This window comes from Erythrobacter sp. HL-111, assembly GCF_900105095.1.
Lineage (GTDB): Bacteria > Pseudomonadota > Alphaproteobacteria > Sphingomonadales > Sphingomonadaceae > Erythrobacter.
The window spans coordinates 888,356-907,613 of the sequence record NZ_LT629743.1 but is presented as its reverse complement, the minus strand read 5'-3'; the positions used below and the strand labels follow the sequence as shown (position 1 = coordinate 907,613).

The 19,258-nt window shown below is 67.6% G+C and carries 18 protein-coding genes; 12 read left to right on the top strand and 6 right to left on the bottom strand.

All coding sequences use genetic code 11. The features are described from left to right. The first annotated feature begins 3 nt into the window (after window positions 1-3). On the top strand, window positions 4-678 hold the full coding sequence (locus BLU08_RS04290) for a glutathione S-transferase family protein (RefSeq protein ID WP_090195738.1): 675 nt from the start codon (window positions 4-6) through the stop codon (window positions 676-678). Here BLU08_RS04290 and BLU08_RS04285 read toward each other — a convergent pair. Both BLU08_RS04285 and BLU08_RS04280 read right to left on the bottom strand, forming a co-directional pair. Continuing rightward, window positions 675-1,169: an RNA pyrophosphohydrolase gene (locus tag BLU08_RS04285; RefSeq protein WP_090195735.1), complete on the bottom strand. Its 495-nt coding sequence runs from the start codon at window positions 1,167-1,169 to the stop codon at window positions 675-677. The genes BLU08_RS04290 and BLU08_RS04285 overlap by 4 nt on opposite strands. 3 nt (window positions 1,170-1,172) lie before the next feature. Beyond that, complete coding sequence (locus tag BLU08_RS04280; RefSeq protein ID WP_233996084.1) at window positions 1,173-2,117, bottom strand: alpha/beta hydrolase; 945 nt, start codon at window positions 2,115-2,117, stop codon at window positions 1,173-1,175. 119 nt (window positions 2,118-2,236) lie between these two features. On the opposite strand from BLU08_RS04280, the gene BLU08_RS04275 reads away from it, so the two are divergent. The 4 genes from BLU08_RS04275 (at window position 2,237) to BLU08_RS04260 (ending at window position 6,307) form a co-directional block, all read left to right on the top strand. Then, entirely contained in the window at window positions 2,237-2,623 is a 387-nt protein-coding gene (locus tag BLU08_RS04275) for a hypothetical protein (RefSeq protein ID WP_157674442.1), read from the top strand. 16 nt (window positions 2,624-2,639) lie between these two features. Continuing rightward, a complete protein-coding gene (locus tag BLU08_RS04270) occupies window positions 2,640-3,596 on the top strand; it encodes a metal-dependent hydrolase (RefSeq protein ID WP_090195730.1) in 957 nt (318 codons plus the stop codon). 15 nt (window positions 3,597-3,611) lie between these two features. Beyond that, window positions 3,612-5,003, top strand: coding sequence for a deoxyribodipyrimidine photo-lyase (locus BLU08_RS04265; protein ID WP_090195724.1), 1,392 nt, complete (start codon window positions 3,612-3,614; stop codon window positions 5,001-5,003). Window positions 5,004-5,083: 80 nt separating this feature from the next. Continuing rightward, entirely contained in the window at window positions 5,084-6,307 is a 1,224-nt protein-coding gene (locus BLU08_RS04260; RefSeq protein ID WP_090195723.1) for a serine hydrolase, read from the top strand. A gap of 47 nt (window positions 6,308-6,354) precedes the next feature. Here BLU08_RS04260 and BLU08_RS04255 read toward each other — a convergent pair whose 3' ends face one another. From BLU08_RS04255 to purF, 3 genes are all read right to left on the bottom strand, one after another. After that, complete coding sequence (locus tag BLU08_RS04255) at window positions 6,355-6,702, bottom strand: PilZ domain-containing protein (protein ID WP_090195722.1); 348 nt, start codon at window positions 6,700-6,702, stop codon at window positions 6,355-6,357. 172 nt (window positions 6,703-6,874) lie between these two features. Further along, window positions 6,875-7,588 (bottom strand): SDR family NAD(P)-dependent oxidoreductase, encoded by a 714-nt coding sequence (locus BLU08_RS04250; RefSeq protein WP_090195721.1) that lies wholly within the window; start codon window positions 7,586-7,588, stop codon window positions 6,875-6,877. 42 nt (window positions 7,589-7,630) lie between these two features. Next, window positions 7,631-9,160, bottom strand: a complete 1,530-nt coding sequence (purF, locus tag BLU08_RS04245) for an amidophosphoribosyltransferase (RefSeq protein WP_090195720.1) — start codon at window positions 9,158-9,160, stop codon at window positions 7,631-7,633. A 236-nt stretch (window positions 9,161-9,396) separates the two neighbouring features. Between purF and BLU08_RS04240 the strand changes: the two genes are divergently transcribed. The 5 genes from BLU08_RS04240 (at window position 9,397) to dnaE (ending at window position 15,798) form a co-directional block, all read left to right on the top strand. Continuing rightward, a complete protein-coding gene (locus BLU08_RS04240) occupies window positions 9,397-10,635 on the top strand; it encodes a lipoprotein-releasing ABC transporter permease subunit (protein ID WP_233996083.1) in 1,239 nt (412 codons plus the stop codon). Further along, on the top strand, window positions 10,628-11,317 hold the full coding sequence (locus BLU08_RS04235; protein WP_090195719.1) for an ABC transporter ATP-binding protein: 690 nt from the start codon (window positions 10,628-10,630) through the stop codon (window positions 11,315-11,317). The genes BLU08_RS04240 and BLU08_RS04235 overlap by 8 nt, the downstream gene beginning before the upstream one ends. A gap of 108 nt (window positions 11,318-11,425) precedes the next feature. After that, window positions 11,426-11,650, top strand: a complete 225-nt coding sequence (locus BLU08_RS04230; protein WP_233996082.1) for a hypothetical protein — start codon at window positions 11,426-11,428, stop codon at window positions 11,648-11,650. Window positions 11,651-11,730: 80 nt separating this feature from the next. Then, complete coding sequence (locus tag BLU08_RS04225; RefSeq protein ID WP_090195718.1) at window positions 11,731-12,210, top strand: glutathione peroxidase; 480 nt, start codon at window positions 11,731-11,733, stop codon at window positions 12,208-12,210. Window positions 12,211-12,273: 63 nt separating this feature from the next. Further along, window positions 12,274-15,798, top strand: a complete 3,525-nt coding sequence (dnaE, locus tag BLU08_RS04220; RefSeq protein WP_090195716.1) for a DNA polymerase III subunit alpha — start codon at window positions 12,274-12,276, stop codon at window positions 15,796-15,798. Window positions 15,799-15,864: 66 nt separating this feature from the next. Here dnaE and BLU08_RS04215 read toward each other — a convergent pair whose 3' ends face one another. Next, on the bottom strand, window positions 15,865-17,019 hold the full coding sequence (locus BLU08_RS04215) for an OmpA family protein (protein WP_090195715.1): 1,155 nt from the start codon (window positions 17,017-17,019) through the stop codon (window positions 15,865-15,867). A gap of 177 nt (window positions 17,020-17,196) precedes the next feature. Here BLU08_RS04215 and BLU08_RS04210 point away from each other — a divergent pair, with 177 nt between their 5' ends. Together BLU08_RS04210 and BLU08_RS04205 are read left to right on the top strand one after the other, a co-directional pair. Further along, the gene (locus tag BLU08_RS04210) at window positions 17,197-18,801 is read left to right on the top strand and encodes a long-chain fatty acid--CoA ligase (RefSeq protein ID WP_090195713.1); all 1,605 of its coding nucleotides are present in this window, start codon (window positions 17,197-17,199) and stop codon (window positions 18,799-18,801) included. 2 nt (window positions 18,802-18,803) lie between these two features. Next, the gene (locus BLU08_RS04205; protein WP_090195711.1) at window positions 18,804-19,238 is read left to right on the top strand and encodes a DUF1330 domain-containing protein; all 435 of its coding nucleotides are present in this window, start codon (window positions 18,804-18,806) and stop codon (window positions 19,236-19,238) included. Window positions 19,239-19,258: the final 20 nt, after the last annotated feature.

Here is a 19,258-nt window from a genome sequence, read left to right as displayed (position 1 = left end):
CCCATGCTGACGCTGCACCATCTCGAATATTCGCAGAGCTTCCGCATCCTCTGGCTGCTCGAGGAACTGGGCGCGCAATACGAGCTGAAGACCTATCGGCGCGATCCGGAAACGAATCTCGTGCCCGACGATTACAAGGCCCTCTCGCCGCTCGGCACCGCGCCCGTCGTGACCGATGGCGACCTCGTCCTGGCCGAAAGCAATGCGATCATCGACCACGTGCTCGATGCGTATCCCGACAGCCCGCTGCGCCCTGGCCCGGGCCATCCCGACCGCCCGCGACACCTGTTCTGGTTCCACGCCGCGCAGGGTTCGCTGATGAGCATCCAGGGCGTGGCGATGGTGCTGACCCTGCTCGAAAGCCGGACGCCGTGGCCGATCGGCGCGCTGCTGAAGGCGATTTTCGGGCAGGTGCGAAAGCTCTTCGTGAACCCGCGGCTCGACGCGCTGTTCGCCCTGATGGAACGGGACCTTGCCGAAAAGCCCTTTTTCGGGGGCGACAACCTCACCGCGGCCGACATCACGCTGGTCTATCCGATGTTCGCCGCCCGCGAAAAAGGCGCGTTCGAGCACGGCTTTCCCAACACGGCGAGGTGGTTCGACCGGGTCGAGGCGATGGAAAGCTTCAGGGCGGCGCGGGCGAAAGACGACCGCGATTCGATCGTCTTTCGTTTCTAGCGCGGGATGTGGCTGCGGAATTCCTCGAGGATCTCGCGATAGACCTGCCGCTTGAACGGGATGATCAGCTCGGGCAGCCGGTCGGGTTCGATCCAGCGATAGGCGTTGAATTCGGGCGGGTCGTGCGCCTCGAGGTCGATGTCGTCCTCGCTCCCCAGGAAGCGGCCGAGGAACCAGTGCTGTTCCTGCCCGCGATATTTTCCCTTCCACACCTTGCCCAGCAGTTCGGGCGGCAGGTCGTAGCGCAGCGGTTTCGAGGCGGGGGCGATGACCTCGACGAGGTCGGGGGTGATGCCGGTTTCCTCGCCCAGTTCGCGCAGCGCCGCCGCCTGCTTGTCCTCGCCCGGATCGATCCCGCCCTGCGGCATCTGCCAGGTCCCGTGCGCGCGGGTCTCGATCCGCTGGCCGACGAAGACGAGGTTCTCGGCGTTGAGCAGCATGAAGCCCGCGCAGGGGCGATAGGGCAGGTCGTGCGGCGTAGCGCTCGTCATGGGTCAGGCCGCCAGCATGAATTTCATCGCCGCGACGACCTTTTCGAGGTCGGCCTGCGTGCTGGGCACGGCCTGGCGCAGGTTGGTGAAGGAATGGGTGACGCCCCGCATTTCGAGGAACAGGCAATCGCGCCCCGCATCGACCAGCGCCTTGGCGTATTCCCGGCCCGAATCGCGGATCGGATCGAGGCTGGCGGTGACGACGATCGTCGCCGGCGCGCTGGAATGATCGCCGAGGATCGGAAAGCCGCGCGGGTCCGAACGGTCGGCGCCGTATGCGGCATCGAAGAAGCCCATGGTCTCGGCGGTGAGGACGAAGCCTTCGGAAAAATCCGCCATGCTGGCCGAGCCTTCGGCATCGGCGACCAGCGGGAAGATCGGCACCTGCAGGACCACCGGCACCGCGGCCGGGTCCTGGCCGAGCAGCTGGGTGACGACGACCGTGGCATTGCCCCCGGCGCTGTCGCCGATCGTCACCAGCCCCGTCGCCTCGCGGGCGAGTTCCCCCGGATTGCCCGCGATCCAGCGCGCGGCGGCCTCGCAATCCTCGATCGCGGCGGGAAACGGCGCTTCGGGCGCGCGGCGGTAGTGCGTGGCGACCACCGGCAGGTCGAGCAGGTGGGCGAGTTCGGTGCACAGCGCGTGATGCGTCTCGAGGTCGCCGATGACGAAGCCGCCGCCGTGGAAGAAGCACACCACCGGGCCGGGTTCGCGGGCTTCACGGGCGTCATAGAGCCTGAGCGGAATGTCCCCCGCCGGACCCGGGCAGGCAAGGTCGCGGATCACGGCAAGTTCGCGCGCGGGCTTGTCTGCCATGGCATGAAGGGCCACGTAACTTGCGCGCGCTTCCTCGAGGGTCATGTCGGTGATGGCCGGTCCCTCCATGGCGGCGAGCGCATCGAGGAAGGCCTGCATGTCGGGCCTGACGAAAGGGGCGGCTTGGTCCATGGTGGTCTCTCTCCCTGTTGTGTCCCTGCGTGACAGGTGCGTGATAGGCGGGAGCGAGGCGCATTTCCACTGCCATGAAGCCGCCCGAACCATTTGCGGAAAGGAACGCGGAACAGCGCATGAAATATTCGGTCAGGACCCGCACGCGGCTGCCTCTGCTCTTTGCGCCGAGCGCGATGTTGGCGGCCTATTTCCTGCCGCTCGCGAACCAGGTCCAGACCGCGATATTCGGCATCGCCGCGGGCGCGATCGCCGGTTTCGCATCGCGCGGGGCGATCGAGCGGCGGTTCGATCCGCCCGATGCGCCGGCCAGCGTCAAGCGCCGGATCGTCGTCGCGCTGGCCCTGTCGAAGCTGGTCTTCGGCCTGCTGCTGATGCTGCTCGGCATGATCGCCTTCACCGAGTGGCTGGCGACGCCTTTCACCGTGCTGGGCGGCTATCTTGCCGGGACGACCGCCGCGACGCCGCTCGCCCGGAGCGAGTTCGAAAGCGGGACCCGGGCCTAGGGCGCAAGGGGGCGGCATGGACAACATCACCCACAGCCTCGTCGGCGCGCTGATCGGGCAGGCGGGGCTCAAGCGCCAGACCGGGCTCGCCATGCCGGCGCTCGTGATCGGGGCGAACCTGCCGGATGTGGACGCGGCGTGCTTCTTCTGGCTCGACGGGGCGGAGCATCTCGGGTTCCGGCGCGGGATCACCCATGGACCGGTCGCCTGGGTGGTGCTGCCCTTCCTGCTCGCCGCCGCGCTGTGGGCCTTCGACCGCTGGCAGGACAGGCGCGGCACCCGGCCCGAGGCCCGCGCGCCGGTCGATTTCGGGTGGCTTTACGCCCTTTCGCTGATCGCCTGCCTGACCCACCCGGCGCTCGACTGGCTCAATGTCTACGGCATCCGCCTGTTCGAACCGTTTTCGAGCGCATGGTTCTATGGCGACACGCTGTTCATCGTCGATGTCTGGCTGTGGGCGCTGCTTGGGGTGTCGCTGTGGCGTTCGCGCCGGATCGAGACGCGCGAGGGGGCGGAGCGCGCGACTCTGACCGCGCAGATCGCGCTGGCTCTGATGCTGCTCTACGTCGCCTTCAACGGGCTGGTTTCGGACTATGTGGCCTATCACAAGGCCAAGCTTTACGATCCCGAGCCGGAGATCGCGATCGCTTCGCCCGTGCCGCTGTTCTTCTGGCAGCGCGAACGGATCATCCGGACCGAGGACGGGCGCTGGTATTCGAGCGAATGGGAAGGAGAAGCCTTCGGCAATGGCTATCACGCGCCGCTCGCGCCGGTGTGCCGGATCCCCGCCGATGCTGCCGAGGCATCGCAGGAGGCGCGCGCCTTCCTGTTCTGGTCGCGCGCGCCCTTTGCCGAACGGGCCGAGGACGGTTCGGTCATCCTGCGCGATGCGCGGTATTACGACCCGCGCGCGCGCGACCGGTTCAGCGTGAGATTGCCCGCTCACAAATGTGAGGAACTCCCCGCGCCCTGATGCGCTCTTGCCGGCATGAGTGACGTCCAGATCGTCTGGCTGCGGCGCGATTTGCGCATGGCCGACAATCCCGCCCTTTACGAAGCCGCCCGCAAGGGTCCCGTCTGCGCGGTCTACGTGCTCGACGATGCGGCGGCGGGGCACCACGCGATGGGCGGGGCCTCGCGCTGGTGGCTGCACCATTCGATCGAGAGCCTGTCGCGGAGCTTCGGCAAGCGCAACGCACGGATCGTCCTGAGGCGCGGGGACGCGGTCGAGGAATTGTGCAAGGTCGCCGACGCGCTCGGAACGCGCTCCGTCCACGCGAAACGGCATTACGAGCCGTGGTGGAGGAAGGCGCAAGGCGCCCTCGCCGAAAAGCTCGACCTGACGCTCCACGACGGCAATTACCTGTTCCCGGCGGGCCACGTGACGACGGGGTCGGGCGAGCCCTACAAGATCTACACGCCATTCTACAAAGCCCTGCGCGCGCAATTGCCCCCGCGCGACGCGGTGCCCGAGCCCGAAACGCTGTCCTCGCCCGACGAATGGCCCGCCAGCGACGATCTGTCCGACTGGAAGCTGCTCCCGACGAAACCCGACTGGTCGGGCGGGATCGCCGCCTTCTGGAGCGTGGGCGAGGAGGCCGCGCACGAACGGCTCGCCGAATGGGACGCCTGCGTCGGCGACTACGAGGCGAGGCGCAACCTGCCGAGCATCGACGGCTCCTCGCGCCTGTCGCCCCATCTCCACCACGGCGAGATCACCCCGGTGCAGGTGTGGCACGCGCTGAAACACCACCGTTCGGAAGGCTGGCGGAGCTTCGAGAGCGAGCTGGTCTGGCGCGACTACGCGCAGAACGTCATCTGCCGGTTCCCCGCCTATGGCAGCCGCAATTACCGCGAGGAATACGACGCGTTTCGCTGGCGCGACCCGGCGAAGGACGAGGACGCCGCGCGCGACCTCGAGGCGTGGCAGGAGGGCAGGACCGGCTACCCCATCGTCGATGCCGGGATGCGCCAGCTTTACCAGATCGGCTGGATGCACAACCGCGTGCGGATGATCACCGCGAGCTTCCTCATCAAGCACCTGCTGATCGACTGGCGCGAGGGCGAAAAGTGGTTCTGGGACTGCCTCGTCGATGGCGATTATGGCTCGAACTCGGTCAACTGGCAGTGGAATTCGGGCACCGGCGTCGACTCCAATATGTTCGTGCGGATCATGGCCCCGCTCACCCAGTCCGAAAAGTTCGACGCGGCGGGCTACATCCGCCGTTACGTGCCCGAACTCGCCGGGCTCGACGCCCCGGCGATCCACGATCCCGAGGCGCATGGCTGCCGTCCAAAGGGCTATCCGCGCAAGATCATCGCCCACAAGGCCGGACGCGAGCGGGCGCTGTCCGCCTACAGGGCGATGAACGGCGAATAGCGGCCCCGCGCGCGCTTGCCTCCGGCGCGGGACGGGGGGTAAGACCCTCTGCGAAATTCGACCGAGAGGGGACGACCGACATGACCATCGAACGCGGCGCGCTTGGCGCCTTCCTTGCCGCCTGCCTTGCCGGGACCGCGGCCTGCACGGGCACGCTCGGCGGCGCCGACGCCCCGATGGCGAGCGCGGCCCCGGCGTTTGGCGAGGTCGAACTCGTCACCCCGCCGGAGCGCGACCCGGCGGAACTGCAGGTGCTGTTCTGGGACGACGAACAGCGTTCCGCCCGTTTCCGCGCGATGGAGGACTGGTTCCCCGGGCACGAGGTTCCCGCTGCCTCGACCCCGCGCGACCTGCCGCGGGGCGAACCGCTCCCGCCCGCTTTCGCCGCCGAGATGCGCGCCCTGATGGAGAAAAGCTCCGCTGCGGGCGTGATGGTGCTCGAGGACGGGCGCGTGCGGTTCGAGGAATACGGGCTCGGGCTCTCCCCGCAGGACCGCTGGACGAGCTTTTCGGTCGCCAAGAGCTTCACCTCGACCCTGCTCGGCGCGGCGGTGCGGGACGGCTTCATCGCCAGCCTCGACGATCAGGTGACCGATTACATTCCCGAATTCGCCGGAACGGCCTATGACGGCGTGACCGTGCGCCAGGTCGCGACCATGACCAGCGGGGCCAAGTGGAACGAGGATTACACCGATCCCGATTCCGACGTCGCCCGGATGAACGATTATATCGTCGAATACGGGCCGGAAGGCGCGCTGATCCAGATGCAGGAGCTCGAGCGCGAGGCCGAACCGGGGACGAAATTCGTCTACAAGACCGGCGAGACGAACCTTCTGGGAATGCTCGTCGAAAACGCGGTCGGCCTCCCGCTCGCCGAATACGCGCAGGAAAAGATCGTCGAGCCGGCGGGCTTTGCCGGCCCCATGTTCTGGATGACGACCCCGCTCGGCGGCAATATCGGGGGCTGCTGCCTTTCGCTGCGCCTGTCGGACTATGCCCGCATGGGCCAGTTCGTGCTCGAGGGCGGGAAGGGCGTCTCCGGCAGGCAGGTCGTGCCCGAGGACTGGTTCGCCGAGGCGGGGGCTCGCCTGGTCGACTTCGAGAACGGCGGCTTCGGTTACGGCTACCAGTGGTGGACCTATCCCGGCGGCAGTTTCGGCGCGCAGGGCATTTTCGGCCAGTCGATCACGATCATCCCGGACCGCAAGCTCGTCGTCGCGATCGTCAGCAACTGGCCGACGGCGACCGGCGCCTATCGCGGCGAATGGTCGGACCTCATCACCCGGCTCGCCGCGGCGCAGTGAAACGCGGGCGGGGCAGCGCGCCCCGCCTTGCGTCCCGCGCGGATGTTTCAGGCCATCGGGCGATAGACGCCGGTGTTGCTGTAACGCTGCAGGATGTTGTCGTGCACGATCGGGCTGAGCAGTTCCGAGAAGGCGCAGCCGACGATGCAGTTGTCCCACCACACGACCTCGGCCTGGAGCGATTCGAGGCCGGGCAGGGTGAGCCAGCAGACCTGGCCTTCGTGCATCCGGTTGATCGAGGCCGCCGAGAAGCCCGAGATGGACAGGTCGTGGACCACGCTCTGGAAGGCGCGGCCGCCCGACGCGCGGAGCGTCGCGGGAATGGTGAGCTTGGTGCGCTGGCCGCAGCGGTCTTCCTGCGCGGCGAGGCGATAGCGATCGGTATCGAGGGGCATTTGTCGTGAACCTTGTCCAGTAAGCCGCGGATTCTTGCTGCTGGGCCCGGAAAAAGACATTCACCTATGAGGCTTAACGCGACATTTCACGGATTGGTTAATGCGACGGCAAGCCGCGTTGCATGACGACAGGCCGTGCCGCCAGGGTGGCGAGACCTGTCGGCAGGGCCGATCAATCGACCCTTTCGCGGTGGCCGGAGGGGAAATCCTCCTGCACCAGCGCGGTGATTCGCGCCGCGACCGTCTCGGGCGGCTTGACGCTCGCGGGATCCTCGCCCGGATAGGCGCGGGCGCGCATTTCGGTCCGGGTCGCGCCCGGATCGAGCACGGCGACGCGCACCGGGCTCAGCCGCTCGACCTCCGCGCCATAGGTGAGAATGAGGTTGTCGAACGCCGCCTTGGTCGCGGCATAGGCGCCCCAGAACGGGCGCGGCTCCGCCCCGACGCTGCTGGTCAGCCCGACGACGCGCGCGCCGGGGGCTTTCCGCAGCAGGGGATCGAAGGCGGCAAGCAGGGCCTGCGTCGCGACGAGGTTGGTCATGATCGCCTGGTTGAACTGCTTGGGATCGACCTGCGAAAGCGGTGTGAGGTCCGGCAGGTAAGCCGCTGACAGGACGAGGATATCCATCGTGTCCCAGCGCCCGGCGATGGCCCCGGCGAGCCGCGCGACGCTGTCCGCTTCGGTAAGGTCGAGCGGCGCGATGGTGGAGGTGCCGCCGGCCGCATGGATCGCGTCCTCGACCTCTTCGAGCGCCTTCACCCGCCGCGCGACGAGGATCACGTGCGCCCCCGCCTCGGCGAGCGCTTGCGCGGTCGCGGCCCCGATGCCGCGGCTTGCGCCGGTGACGAGTGCGGTCTTTCCCGCGAGTGGCTTGGCGTCGGTCATGGTGTTTCGCTGCCTCGGAATCGAGCTGGGGCGATGCGCCTATCAGGCCGCCTTGGGATCGGCAAAGGGAAGCTGCGCCGCGCGCTGTTCGCTCATGCGGAAATCGGTGAGCGAGGTCGGATATTCGCCGGTGAAGCAGGCGTCGCAGAATTGCGGGCAGGCCTTGTCGCGGTCCTTCTGCCCGACCGCGCGATAGAGCCCGTCGATCGAGATGAAGGCGAGGCTGTCGGCCTTGATGAATTCGCGCATCGGCTCGAGCTCGAGCCGGGCGGCGAGCAGTTTCGAGCGTTCGGGCGTATCGACGCCATAGAAGCACGAATGCGCCGTCGGCGGGCTGGCGACCCGGAAATGGACCTCGCGCGCGCCGGCCTCGCGCATCATCTCGACGATCTTCATGCTGGTGGTGCCGCGCACGATCGAATCGTCGATCAGCACGATCCGCTTGCCCGCCACCAGGCCGCGATTGGCGTTGTGCTTGCGCTTGACCCCGGAATGGCGCGCGCTGTCCGACGGCTGGATGAAGGTCCGCCCGACATAGTGCGAGCGGATGATGCCGAGTTCGAAGGGGATGCCCGATTGCTGGGCATAGCCGATCGCGGCGGGCACGCCGCTGTCGGGCACGGGCACGACGAGATCGACGTCGCACGGTGCCTCGATCGCGAGCTGCGTGCCGATCGCCTTCCTCGCCTCGTAGACGCTGCGCCCGGCGAAATAGCTGTCGGGACGGCTGAAATAGACGTGTTCGAAGATGCAGGGCCGCGCCGGGGGCGAGCCGAACGGGCGCACGCTGCGGATTTCCCCGTCGAAGCCGACCTGGAGCATTTCGCCCGGCTCGACCTCGCGGATCAGTTCCGCGCCCACGACATCGAAGGCGACCGATTCGCTTGCAAACAGGATCGCATCGCCCATCCGGCCCATCACGAGCGGCCGGATGCCGAGCGGGTCGCGGCAGGCGATCATGCCCTCGGGCGTCATCACGATCAGCGCATAGGCGCCTTCGACGAGGCGCAGGGCATCGATCAGCCGGTCGGCGGTGGTGGGATAGCGCGAGGTCGCGACGAGGTGGATGATGACCTCGGTGTCGGAAGTGGACTGGAAGATCGAACCCTTGGAGACGAGATCGGCGCGCAGGGCCTGCGAATTCGAGATGTTGCCGTTGTGCGCGACCGCGAAACCGCCGCTGGCGAGTTCGGCATAGAGCGGCTGCACGTTCCTGAGGCCCGCTCCGCCGGTGGTCGAATAGCGCACGTGGCCCGCCGCCATGTGGCCGGGCAATTCGCCGATCGCCTCGGAGGAGGAGAAATTCTCCGCCACGTGGCCGAGCCCGCGGCGCGAGTAGAATTCGCGCCCGTCGAAACTGGTGATCCCGACCGCTTCCTGGCCGCGGTGCTGGAGCGCGTGGAGGCCCAGTGCGGTCGCGGCCGAGGCGTCGGCCGCGTTGATCGCGCCGAACACGCCGCATTCCTCGCGCAGCTTGTCGCCGTCCGCGTCGAGAAAGGGGTGGGTGAGATTCGCGTCGAGGCGGTCCCGGGTGCGCCCGGGAGTCTCGCTTTTCGGCGATGAATTGGTCATGGTGTTCGAACCCGCTGAGCTGCCCCCCGACCGTCGCCCCCCCAATGGCGATGTTACCGCCGGATTACAAGGGCGCGTGCGCGCTTCGTGCCCCGCTTTTTCGCGGCGGCCGGATGACACGCCCCGCGGGCGGGACCGGCATTGCGCCGCGCACCATTGCCGGGCAAGGGGGCAGCGCCTACAGCCAGCGCCTGCAGCCAGCGTTCAGCATTCACCCGCGAGATACCTCACCCGTCATGCTTTCCCCGTTCGAATGGATGATTTCCAAACGTTACCTCTGGCCCGGCAAGGGCGAGGCGTTCATCGCGCTGGTCGCGGGGATTTCGGTCGGGGTGGTGATGCTATCGGTCGCGATGCTGGTGATCGTGATGAGCGTGATGAACGGGTTTCGCGGCGAATTGCTCGACAAGATCGTGGGGCTGAACGGCCATGCGATCGTGCAGGCCTATGGCGGCCAGCTCGACGACTGGGAAAACGTGCTTGCGGACGTGCGCGAAACCGACGGCGTGGTGAACGCCAGCCCGCTGATCGAACAGCCGCTGCTGGTCAGCTACAACGGGCGCACGGTCGCGATCCTGGTGCGCGGGCAGACCGACGAGGACATCGCGGAACTGGGCGACCAGGTCGTCGCGGGCGAGATCGAGGCGCTTGCCCCCGATGCCGGCGTGATCGCGATCGGCTCGCGGCTCGCGCAGAACATCGGCGCGCGGGTGGGCGACACGATCACGATCATCAACCCGCAGGGCCGCTCGACGCCCTTCGGCACCTCGATCCGGCAGGTCCCCTACGAGATCGGGGCGATCTTCGAGGTGGGCGTCTACGACTACGACGAGAAGTTCATCATCATGCCGATACCCGACGCGCAGACGCTGCTGCTGATGGACGAGAGTATCGGCATGATCGAGGTGACGGTCGAAAACGCGGACCGGGTCGGCGAAATCCTCGCGCCGGTGCGCGAAAAGCTCGCGGGCCGGGCGGTGATCGCCGACTGGAAGACGATCAACGCCGCCCTGTTCGAGGCGCTCCAGGTGGAACGCGCGGCGATGGGTTTTGCATTAAGTTTCATGGTCCTGGTGGCCGCTTTCAACATCCTGTCGAGCCTCGTCATGCTGGTCCGCGCCAAGACGCGCGACATCGCGATCATGCGCACGATGGGGGCGACGCGGCGCAGCCTGCTCAAGATCTTCGTCACCACCGGCACGACGATCGGCGCGATCGGGACAATTGCCGGGCTGCTGCTGGGCGCCGTGGTCCTGCTGTTCCGCGAACAGATCGTGCAGGCCATCGCCTTCGTCACGGGTCAGGAATTGTGGGACCCGGAGGTGCGTTTCCTCTCGACCATGCCCGCGCGGGCCGATCCGGTGGAGATCGCCGCGATCACCGCGCTCGCGCTGGTGCTGAGCTTTCTGGCGACGCTCTATCCCGCGTTGAAGGCGGCGAACACCGATCCGGTGCAGGTGCTGCGCTATGAATAGGGGCAACGAGGCCGCGCCGATCGTCTCGCTGCGCGGTCTTACGCGCAGTTTCGAGCAGGGCGGCCAGCGCATCGACGTGCTGCGCGGCGTCGATCTCGACATCATGCCGGGCGAGATCGTCGCGCTGCTCGGCCCGTCGGGTTCGGGCAAGTCGACCATGCTGCAGGCGGTGGGCCTGCTCGAAGGGGGCTTTTCGGGCTCGATCGGCATCGCCGGGCAGCAGGCCGAGAAATTGCCGACCGACGGGCGGACCAAGCTGCGGCGCGAACATCTCGGCTTCGTCTACCAGTTCCACCACCTGCTGCCCGATTTCGATGCGCGCGAGAATGTCATCATGCCCCAGATGATCGCCGGGGCCAGCCGCGCCGGGGCGGAGGAACGCGCCGACAGCCTGCTGGGTGCGCTCGGGCTCGAACATCGCCTGACCCACCGCCCGAGCCAGCTTTCGGGCGGCGAGCAGCAGCGTGTCGCGGTCGCCCGCGCGCTCGCCAACCGGCCCACGCTGGTTCTGGCGGACGAGCCGACCGGCAATCTCGACGAGGCTACCGCCGACACCGTGCTGGCGCAGTTCCTCGACCTCGTGCGGGGGGAGGGCAGCGCGGCGCTGGTGGCGACCCACAACGAGCGGCTCGCCGCGCGGATGGACCGGGTGGTGCGGCTGAGGGAAGGCCATCTCGAATAGGGCCGGACCCGAAATCGCTCCTGCTCATTGATCGCATGAAGGAGGAGCGACCATGTCAGACCATCCCAGCACATTCGAGGGCACGCCCGAAAAGAGCGGCGAGACCGCGTGGGAGGACCGCGCCGTCCTGCAATCGGCCGCCGACGGGACGGCATTCTCGACGGGACCAAGGCGATCCGCCGCGGCACCTTCGCCGAGATGATCCGCCACATCGTCTCCCTGCCCGACGGGGAGCGCGACCGCTACGTCATCGAAAGGGCGGGCGACCGCGAATATTCGGCCGCGGAGGCGGTCGAGCTGAGCAAGCACGCCGATTTCCCCTTTCGCGGGTGATGCGCGGCGCGATCCCGGCTTGACTTGGGCTGCCCCGCTGGCGGAGCAAGGGGAGCGCCCATCGCAGCAGGGGATCATCCATGACCACGATTGCCGATTTCACCGTCACCACCAATCGCGGCGAGCAGCTCGATCTTGCAAGCAAGCAGGGCAAGGTCCTGCTCGTCGTCAACACGGCGTCGAAATGCGGTTTCACCCCGCAATATGACGGGCTCGAGGCGCTCTACCAGCGCTTCAGGGACCGCGATTTCGAGGTTCTCGCCTTTCCCTGCAACCAGTTCGGCGCGCAGGAACCGGGCAGTGCCGACGAGATCGCGCAGTTCTGCCGGGTCAATTACGGCGTCTCCTTCCCGCTGATGGCGAAGGTGGACGTGAACGGCCCCGCCGCGTCCCCGCTGTTCGACTGGATGAAGAAACAGGCCAAGGGACTGATGGGTTCGACCTCGATCAAGTGGAACTTCACCAAGTTCCTGATCGACCGCGAGGGCAGGGTGGTGAAGCGTTACGGCCCGCAGGACACCCCCGCAGGCATCGCGAAGGACATCGAAAAGCTGCTCTGAGCTGTGGAGAAGTCGGGCCGCGGGACGCTTACCGAATCCGCGACGATTTCCTAGATTGCGCCGATGGCTTTCGCTCCCTTCGTCCCCCTGCGCGTGCTTTCGTCCTATTCGATGCTCGAAGGGGCGATCGATCCCAAGAACATCGCCAAACTGGCGAAGGAGCGCGGCTTTCCCGCCATCGCGATCTGCGACCGCGACGGGCTCTACGGCGCGGTCATGTTCGCCGCTGCCTGCCGGGGGGAGGGCGTGCAGCCGATCATCGGGACGCTGCTCGGCGTCGCGCGCGAAGGGCCGTCGGGCGCGGCCAGCCAGGGCGCGATCGGATCGAACACGATCCCGATCGACTACCTCCCCCTCTTCGCGCAGGACGAGCGCGGTTACGACAACCTGTGCCACCTCGTCAGCAAGGCGCATCTCGACCGGCCGACCGAATTCGACCCGCACGTGACGCTCGCCGACCTCGAAGGGCGGACCGACGGGCTGATCGCGCTCACCGGGGCGGGCGAGGGGGCGCTGACGCGGCTGCTCGCCGAAGGGCAGGACAGGGCGGCAAGGGCGCTGTGCGACCGGCTCGACCGGCTGTTCCCGGGCCGGCTCTACATCGAGATCGCGCGCCACGGCGATCCCGTCTGCGAGGCTGCCGAGGAGGCGCTGATCGACCTCGCCTATGCCCGCGAGCTGCCGCTGGTCGCGACCAACCCGGCGAACTTCGCCGAGCCGCACATGCACAAGGCGCATGACGCCATGCTGTGCATTGCCCATTCCTCGCAGATCGAGGCCGAGGACCGCCCGCATTCCAACCCGCAGGCCTTCGTCAAGTCCGACCGGATGATGGCCGAGCTTTTCGCCGACCTGCCCGAGGCGACCGCCAACACGCTCGTCATCGCGCAGCGCTGCGCCTGCGCCCCGCCCGACCGCGCGCCGATCCTGCCGAGCCTTGCGGGCGACCTCGAAGGCGAGGCGCGGATGCTGGCGGAGGATTCGCGCCGGGGGCTGGAGGCGCGTCTGGCGCCCTACGGCGCATTGCCGGAGGAGGAGCGCAGGGCCTATTTCGAGCGGCTCGACTACGAGATCGGCATCATCGTCAGGATGGGCTTTCCGGGCTATTTCCTGATCGTCGCCGATTTCATCAAGTGGGCGAAGGAGCAGGGCATCCCGGTCGGGCCGGGGCGCGGGTCCGGGGCGGGATCGCTGGTCGCCTGGGCGCTCACCATCACCGATCTCGACCCGATCCGGCTGGGCCTGCTGTTCGAACGCTTCCTCAATCCCGAACGCGTCTCGATGCCCGATTTCGACATCGACTTCTGCGAAACCCGGCGCGGCGAGGTGATCCGCTATGTCCAGAAGAAATACGGGCACGATCACGTCGCGCAGATCATCACCTTCGGCAAGCTGAAGGCCCGCGCCGTGCTGCGCGATTGCGGGCGCATCCTGCAGATGGGGTATGGCCGGGTGGACAAGCTGTGCAAGATGGTCCCCAACCATCCGACCGATCCCTGGACGCTGCCGCGCGCGCTCAACGGCGCGCCCGATTTCAGGCGGGAATACGACAACGACAACGAGGTGCGGCGCCTCGTCGATCTCGCCATGCAGCTGGAGGGGATGCCGCGCAATTCCTCGACCCATGCGGCCGGCGTCGTGATCGGGGACCGGCCGTTGTCGCAGCTCGTCCCGCTCTACCGCGACCCGCGCTCGGACATGCCGGTGACGCAATACGACATGAAGCATGTCGAGAGTTCGGGCCTCGTCAAGTTCGATTTCCTCGGGCTCAAGACGCTGTCGGTGCTGCGCAAGGCGGTCGACCTGCTCGCGCTGCGCGGCATCGACATCGACCTCGGCGCGCTGCCGCTCGACGATCCGGCGGTCTACGAGCTCATGCAGGTCGGCAACACGGTCGGCGTGTTCCAGCTCGAATCCGAAGGCATGAGGCGCACGCTGAAAGCGGTGAAGCCGACCAATTTCGGCGACATCATCGCGCTCGTCTCGCTCTATCGCCCGGGTCCGATGGACAACATCCCGCTGTTCGGGCGGCGCAAGGCGGGCGTGGAGCCGATCGAGTACCCGCACGAAAAGCTCGCCGGGATCCTCGAGGAAACCTACGGCATCTTCGTCTACCAGGAACAGGTGATGCAGGCCGCGCAGATCCTCGCGGGCTATTCGCTGGGCGATGCGGACCTGCTGCGCCGGGCGATGGGCAAGAAGAACCAGGCCGAGATGGACAAGCAGCGCGCCGTCTTCATCGCAGGCTGCGCGCGCGTGTCCGGGATCGGCGAGGCCAAGGCGAACGAGCTGTTCGACTTGATCAACAAGTTCGCCGGTTACGGCTTCAACAAGAGCCACGCCGCCGCCTACGCGCTCCTCGCCTACCAGACCGCGTGGCTCAAGGCGCACTACCCCGAGGAATTCTACGCCGCCTCGATGTGCTTCGACATGCACCAGTCGGAAAAGCTCGCCGTCTTCGTCGACGACGCGCGCCGCTATCCCGGGACGGAGGAGGGGATCGAAATCCTTCCCCCCTGCATCAACGCCTCCGAGGCGCGCTTCACCGTCGAGCAGACCGAGCGCGGCTACGCGGTACGCTATGCGCTCGCCGGGATCCGCAATGTCGGGGAGAAGGCGATGGAAGCGATCGTCGCCGAACGCACGGCCAAGGGTCCGTTCAGGAGCCTCCAGGATTTCTGCGAGCGTGTCCCGCACGGTGCGATGAACCGCCGCCAGTTCGAGGCGCTCGCCTGCGCCGGCGCGCTCGACGGGATCGAACCCGACCGCGCGCTGGTCCATGCCAATGCCGAACACCTGCTCGCCGTGGCCGAAGCCGCCATGCGCGAACGCACCAGCGGGCAGGCCGGCCTGTTCGGGGGCGAGGTTGCGCCGGGCGAGACGCTGCGGCTTGCATCGGCGGCCGAGTGGAGCCGGGCCGAGCGCATGGCGAAGGAGCGCGAGAATTTCGGGTTCTACTTCTCCGGCCACCCGATCCAGCAATACCGCGAGGTCGCGCTCGCCAACGGGGCGCGCACCTACCAGAGCCTGATGGAGGCGGGAGGCAGCGGTTCGGCGGTCATGGCGGCGATGGTCGAGAACGCGACCAAGGCCCGTACGAAACGGGGCAAGGAATTCATCCGCGCCGATTTCTCCGACCTTTCGGGCCAGTTTTCCTCGGCCTGCTTCGAGGAATCGCTGGTCCCGCAGTTCGAACGCTGGGCGGCGAGCGGGGAATGCCTGCTGCTCGATGTCGAGCTCGACGCGCCCGATCCGGCCGAGCCCCCGCGCCTCACCGTGCGCGGGGCGCGGCCGCTGGCCTGGGTGAGCGGGTCGACACGGATGCAGTTGCGGGCCGACATCGCCACGCTCGAGGCGCTGCAGGAGCTCAAGACCGAGCTCGTCATCGCGCAGGCAGCAGGCGGTTCGGGCCGCGGCGAGGTGCTGGTCCGCCTCGCGCTCGAAAGCGGGGGGCACGCGTCGGTCCGGCTGGGGCGGGATTTCGCGCTCCACACCGAAATGGCGGAACGGCTCGCCGGGGTGCCGGGGATCGAGAACGTCGCGCTCGGGCCGCTGCCGGGCAAGGCGAAGCTGCGGCTGGTCGCCTGATCGCCGCCACGAAAAAGGGGCCGGGAAAGCCCCGGCCCCTTCGCGCTCTGTAGGCGGGCAGACCCGTTACATCCCCGAATTGGGTCCGTAGGTGATCTCGACCCGGCGGTTCTGCGCCTCGCGCACGCCGTCCGCGGTGGGCACGCGCGGCTGCGATTCGCCGAAGGCTTCGCTCGACATGCGCGCCTCGGGCACGCCCCGGCCGGCGAGGTATTCGCGGACCGAATCGTTGCGGCGCGCGGCGAGCGCCATGTTGTAGGTCGCCGAACCGGCCCGGTCGGTGTGCCCGGCGAGCATGACGTTGGCGGTCCCGCAATTCGAATAGGCGGTCACCGCGCTGTCGAGGATCGAGGCGGCTTCCGCGGTGATCGTCGATTCGTCGAAGTCGAAGAACACGATGTAGGGCCCGGTGTTGCACGCCGGCTGCGGCGGCGGAGGAGCCGGCGGAGGCGGCGGCGGCGGCGGGGGCGGGGGCGGAGGAGGCGGCGGCGGCGGAGCGGCCGGCTCGGGCGCGGGGGCCATCGCGGGCTCGGGCGCGCGGCCGAAATTGTAGCGCAGGCTGGCGAGGACCGAATGGCTCTGGAAGTCGGCTTCGAGCGGGGCACCGGCCGCGCTGTCGAATTCGAACTCGTCGATCACGAAATAGCGGTACTTGACGCCGAGGTCGATGTTGTCGGTGACCGCGAAGCGGAATCCGCCGAGCAGCTGCCAGGCGAAATCGGTGGTCGAATCGTCGATCACCGTGCCGACCCCCGCGACTTCGACCGGCAGGTCGACATTGGCGAAACCCGCGCCGCCGCCGGCGAAGATCTGGAACGTCTTGCCGTATTCGAGGATGCCGTTGACCATGCCGCTGAAGATCGAGAGATCCTTCTCGTTCTGGACGACGGTGCCCGGCGCGATATCGGCACCCGGGACGAGATCGGGGCTCACCACGGTCAGGCTGTCATAACCCGCGCGCTTGTAACCGCCTTCCGCCTCGAGCCGGAATGCACCGAAATCGTAACCGAACACGATGTCGGCATCGAGCCCGGTGTTGGTATCGGCGAAGGCGGCGTTGTCCTGCAGCCCGTCCGGGCGGCCCGCGTCGATGTCGACATCGAGCTGGTCCTCGAGCATGATGCCCCCGTCCACGCCGACGTAGAATGCCCCGTCGCGCGCCGCCGCGGGCACGGCGACCATTGCGGCGGACCCCGCCAGTAACCACGCTGTTCTTGTCATGATCGTTCTCCCGATCCTTGGTGAGACCCGTGCGGGATAGGAGCGCTCCATGGCAATGCTGTGACAAGGCCCGGCGGAAGGGCCGACGATTGCCATTCGCATTCGCCCAAGGCATGACAAGTCCATGATTCATGCCGGGCAGCACGCTTCCCGGCGCCAGCACAGGGGAGAGAGAAAATGGCCGTTCTCGGAGCGATGCAGGACTGGACCATGCGGATCACCAGCGTGATCGATCATGCCGCGCGCGAGGCCGGGGGGCGCGAGATCGTGACCCGCTGGGCCGACGGCAGCGTCACGCGCACCGACTGGGCCGGGATCCGGCGCGACGCGCTGAAGATGGCGCAGGCGCTGCAGCGGCTCGGGATCAGGCCGGGCGAACGGGTCGCGAGCCTCGCGATGAACCATTCGCGCCATCTCGTCAGCTGGTACGGCGTCGCGGGGATGGGCGGGGTGCTCCACACCGTGAACCCGCGCCTGTTCGAGGACCAGCTCGAATACATCGTCAACCACGCCGAGGACCGGGTACTGCTCTACGATGCCGCGTTCCAGCCGATCGTCGACGGGATGCGCGATCGCTGGCCCACGGTCGAGCATTACGTCTGCTACGATTCCGGCGACAACGCGCCCGCCTTCGAGGACTGGATCGCGGCGGAGGACGGCGATTTCGAATGGATCACCGGGGACGAGCGCGACCCGTGCATGATCTGCTACACCTCCGGCACGACCGGCAATCCCAAGGGCGTGCAGTACGAACACCGCTCGACCGTGATGCACGCCATCGCGGGCCTCCAGCCGGCGGCGTTCAATTTCTCCGGCTCTTCGGTCATGCTCCCGGTCGTGCCGATGTTCCACGCGGCGAGTTGGGGCCTGCCCTATGCGGGCGCGATGGCCGGGATCAAGTTCGTGTTCTCCGCGGTCAACGACCCGGCGGTGCTCCACCAGCTGATGATCGACGAGAAGGTGACGGACAGCGCGGGCGTGCCGACCGTGTGGCTCGCCCATTTCCAGTATTGCGACGCCAACGGGCTCGACCTGCCGCCCTTGAAGGCCGCGACGATCGGCGGGTCGGCGGCGCCGAAGTTCATGATCGAGCGGCTGATGAAGAACGGCACCCGCGTCCAGCACGCCTGGGGGATGACCGAAACCAGCCCGATCGGCACGGTCGGCGGACCCACCTGGGACTGGGACGAGCTCAGTTTCGAGGAGAAGGTCCGCAAGACGGCCATGCAGGGCCGCCCGATCTTCGGGGTGGAGCTGCGGACGGTCGACCTCGACGACATGGCGAGCGAATTGCCGCGCGACGGGAAGACCGCGGGCGCGCTGCAGATCCGCGGGCCCTGGGTGATAAGGCGCTACTTCAAGGCCGAGAAGGACGCGGTCAACAACGAAGGCTGGTTCGACACCGGCGATGTCGGCATCCTGCACCCCGACGGCACGCTCCAGCTGACCGACCGGACCAAGGACGTGATCAAGTCGGGGGGCGAATGGATCAGCTCGGTCGAGCTCGAAAACGCTGCCGGCGGCCACCCCGCCGTGGCCGAAGCCGCCTGCGTCGGGATGCCGCATCCCAAGTGGGACGAACGCCCGGTGCTCTTCGTGGTCAAGAAGCCCGAAGCCGAGGTCACGGGCGAGGAGATCATCGAGCACCTGCGCGGGCAGGTCGCGAAATGGTGGCTCCCCGACGCGGTCGAGTTCATCGACCAGATCCCGCACACCGCGACCGGCAAGATCTCCAAGAAGGACCTGCGCGACCGGTTCTCGGACTACAGGCTGGAAGCGTGAAAATGACCGAAAACCATATCGACCCTTCGCCGAAGAACTTCCAGGCCTTCAAGGACTTGCCGCGCGACGAGCCGATCCACATGCTCAACCTGCTGCTCTACCGCGACAAGGCCGAGTATCCCGAAGGGCATGAACACGCCGACAAGGGCTGGACCGGCCGCCGGGCTTACGAAGAATACGGGCGCACGTCCGGCCCGATCTTCCGCCGAGTGGGCGGGCGGATCGTGTGGCGGGGGACCTTCCAGGCCATGGTGACAGGCCCCGAGACGCGCGCCTGGCACGACGGTTTCGTCGCCGAATACCCGAACGCAGGGGCCTTCTTCGCGATGATCAAGGACCCGGATTACCAGCACGCCGTCATCAACCGCACGGCGGCGCTGGTGGACAGTCGCCTCGTGCGGTTCGCGCCGGGCGAAGCGGGCGAGGGGTTCGGGTAAGGGGCGCTCGCCCGGCTCCG